The sequence below is a fragment of the Enterobacter genomosp. O genome (assembly GCF_001022965.1).
Lineage (GTDB): Bacteria > Pseudomonadota > Gammaproteobacteria > Enterobacterales > Enterobacteriaceae > Enterobacter > Enterobacter cloacae_L.
Genome location: NZ_LECZ01000011.1, coordinates 1 through 3,229, shown reverse-complemented (window position 1 = coordinate 3,229; position 3,229 = coordinate 1). Strand labels below are relative to the sequence as shown.

General features: G+C 52.8%; 2 protein-coding genes. One reads left to right on the top strand and one right to left on the bottom strand.

Annotated features, from left to right (window positions below; genetic code table 11):
• Positions 1 to 1,332 (top strand): RHS repeat-associated core domain-containing protein (locus ABR39_RS25290; RefSeq protein WP_276202993.1); only part of this gene is annotated, 1,332 nt, incomplete at its 5' end.
• Between the two features lie 429 nt (positions 1,333 to 1,761).
• Here ABR39_RS25290 and ABR39_RS00765 read toward each other — a convergent pair.
• The gene (locus ABR39_RS00765; protein WP_047345374.1) at positions 1,762 to 2,235 is read right to left on the bottom strand and encodes a DoxX family protein; all 474 of its coding nucleotides are present in this window, start codon (positions 2,233 to 2,235) and stop codon (positions 1,762 to 1,764) included.
• Positions 2,236 to 3,229: the final 994 nt, after the last annotated feature.

Below are 3,229 nucleotides of genomic sequence, written 5' to 3'. Positions count from 1 at the left end.
TTGAAGGCCTGGAATGCGCGTAACGAGCTGCAGGCGGTGACGCCGGTGGTGCGTGACGGAGACAGGGATGACCGGGAGAGCTACCGCTACGGTGCGCAGAGTCAGCGGGTGCTGAAGGTGAGCGTGCAGAAGACGGGCAGCGGCGTGCAGACGCGGCGGGTGGTGTACCTGCCGGGGCTGGAGCTGCGCAGCACGCACCGCGGTGACGCGGAAACGGAGCGCCTGCAGGTGATGACGGCGGGCGAGGCGGGGCGTGCGCAGGTGCGGGTGCTGCACTGGACGTCAGGCAGGCCGGACGGCATCAGCAACGACCAGGTGCGCTACAGCCACGATAACCTGACGGGGAGCAGCGGGCTGGAGGTGGACGGTGACGGCAGGGTCATCAGCATGGAGGAGTACTACCCGTACGGGGGGACGGCCATCCTGACGGCGCGCAGCGCGGCGGAGGCGGACTACAGAACCGTGCGCTACTCGGGGAAGGAGCGTGACGCGACGGGGCTGTACTACTACGGGTACCGGTACTGCCAGCCGTGGTCGGGCCGGTGGCTCTCCGCAGACCCGGCGGGGACGGTGGACGGCCTGAACCTGTTCCGGATGTGCCGCAATAATCCCGTCACGCTTAAGGATGAGAGCGGTTTAGCGCCAATCCATGGTGGGGCCGCATTCCCTGAACCGCACACAAATAATAACGCTGAAGCCCACACAAGGGGATGGCTGTCGAGGTTGTTTATACGACGGAGAAGGTCGCCGTCACAAGAAACAAATTCATCCGTGATAGGCGTTGGCTCAATAGGGATCGTACGTACATTTAAGGACGGGTGGCTGATTAAGGAGTTCTCAGGTTATTTCGACATGGAGAATAAGACGAGGCTCCATTCAGCGATAAATAATGCAAAAGGATTCAACCTTTTCTATGCCCCGGGAAGTGCATTTGTGCGCATTGAGGGAATGGATGGTACGGAAGCAAAAAAAGTAAGAAATATCATGAGGGCTGTCCCTGGTATTTCTCTGAATAAACTAACCGATATGCCGGCAGTTATGGCTGCAGTATCGGTTATTGACCAGGAAAACCCTGCTGTGTATTTAAGTGAAAAACTTTCCAGGTTAGGCATTACTCACAATGATATTAATCTTGGGAATATCATGTATGATGAAATAAGTAACGAATTTAATTTAGTTGACTTTGATTCCGCATCCTTTTCAACAGATAAGGAAGGTAACGTTAAAAGCTTAACAGTTCTTCAAAAAGAGAGCATGAAAAAGAAACTGGATTATGTTTTCAACGATTTTAAAAGAAAAGTCAGACAAATGCAGATGTTGAGCAAGCAATAATGATATTTTCAGTCGATGCATTGCTTAAGCATCATTCTTTGCTGTAGGGGAGACCGTACTGGAGATTCATCAGATACAACGCTAACGAGACATACTGTTTAAATCCCGGGCATCAGCCTGCTGCCTTTGAAGAAAAGGGAAAAAGCCAGATCGCTGATGCCCTTAATAACAAGCATCCCGTTGATGCATGACTCCGTTTTTTTGCACAGTACTTATTGTTGCTCTTCTTATCAAAGAGCGTGCCAGCATCTGTATGATTAAGTCCCGGGCAGTATTCATATCCCCGGGACGGCTATAAGCCCCGGTATTGACAAGGTGGATTTCCTGAGTCCCCGGACAAGGGCAGAGTAGGGCACTTTGATGCCGGACTGCCCCTTCGTGGCACCACATGGTACATGTGGATAACGGTAAACACATACCTGCAACACATCATGACCCGGAGCGATTGAGACGCCTGGCAATCACACGATCAACTCCCCAGGGTCCCCCCCCCTGAACAATCAGCAATATACATATCAGAATATAAACTGACTCAGGTAAGTATAACAGCCAGCTGTACCACGTCAGAAAATTAAGTCCCGTCGGGATATGATTTAGTCCAACGGTAAAAAGCGCAACCAGACTGATAATCATCAGCACCAGTGCTCCGGGGCGGGTCAGTAAACCGATGCTCAGGATCAGCCCAAAAAATGTTTCACAGCTGGCCACAAAAACGGCCATAAAGGCCGGAAATGGAATTCCGGCCTCAGTGATGGTTTCAAGCATTATTACCTGGCTGGAAGGAACAAATACTTTATTGAACCCTGATGCAAAAAAAAACAAACCAAAGGTAACGCGTATCAGCGTCAATGGCAGGGCATGAGTCATACCAGAAGAGTGAAACAGAGACTGATATTGTATCATTCAGTAATTCCTTATTGTAAACATTGCCCCCAGAGAATGGGGCAGGACGGTGCAATCCGTCATCTTCCATGACGGTGGGCTAAACAGAATGTTCACCCGCAGGCAGCATAAGCTTTTTCAGGTCAGGAAAATGAATGGCACGGTAAATTATCCTAAAGACCGTTTGCCTGTACACCGATTAGAACGCTCTCATGTGAGCCGCTGATTAGCGGCTTTTATTATTTCCGGTGTCACCCGCCGGAACAGGGAGATCCGCCGCGCACTGCTCTGCAGAATCATGATCCGGCTCATCGGCCACCTTCACGTCTCGGTCCTTTCAGGGACCGGGGGAGAATAATAAAGGTGATCGTTTTGCCGTCCCTGCGAAATCCGGGCTACCTGACAATATATCTGGTTTATTACGTAATAACTGCGCTATCAGCTATACGCAGTACCAGCCGGACCCGGTGGCCTTGTGAGCGGGTATCTGAAACCCATGTGACCTGATTTGAACAAAGTAGTCAGTACTGCTCATTCAGAGGAGCCGTCAGTAAGATGTTTTCAGACAAGCATGTCCCGGAGTCATCGGACTCTTTCCTGGCTCTATGTTGTTCCGGTTTTGACGTCCCGCTTTACCCGGTAACCGGAGTTCCCGGTGTATCATTCATACCCTGTCTCAGGATAATTCATACCGGAAGCCGGCGCCGGCGGGTTGACATACCGGCGGAACGGGCAATGATAGCCGTGCCTCACGGGTATGATCCGGTGAGCGCCGACCCCCTTCTGCCGGTATCCCGCCCGGGCACCGTTTCTCTCCCCGGACGCACCGGCCCTAACCCGCCTGATGAACCCGCATCAGCCCCCGTTTACGGAGTCAGACCATGAGCACATTCCCCCTGAGCGGCGTCTTCCGCCACACCCCGGCCCTGACGGTAAGTGATAACCGCGGCCTCGCCGTGCGCGCCGTCGCCTTCCTCCGCCACCCTGATACCCCGGACGTCTGCGGCCTGCGCAT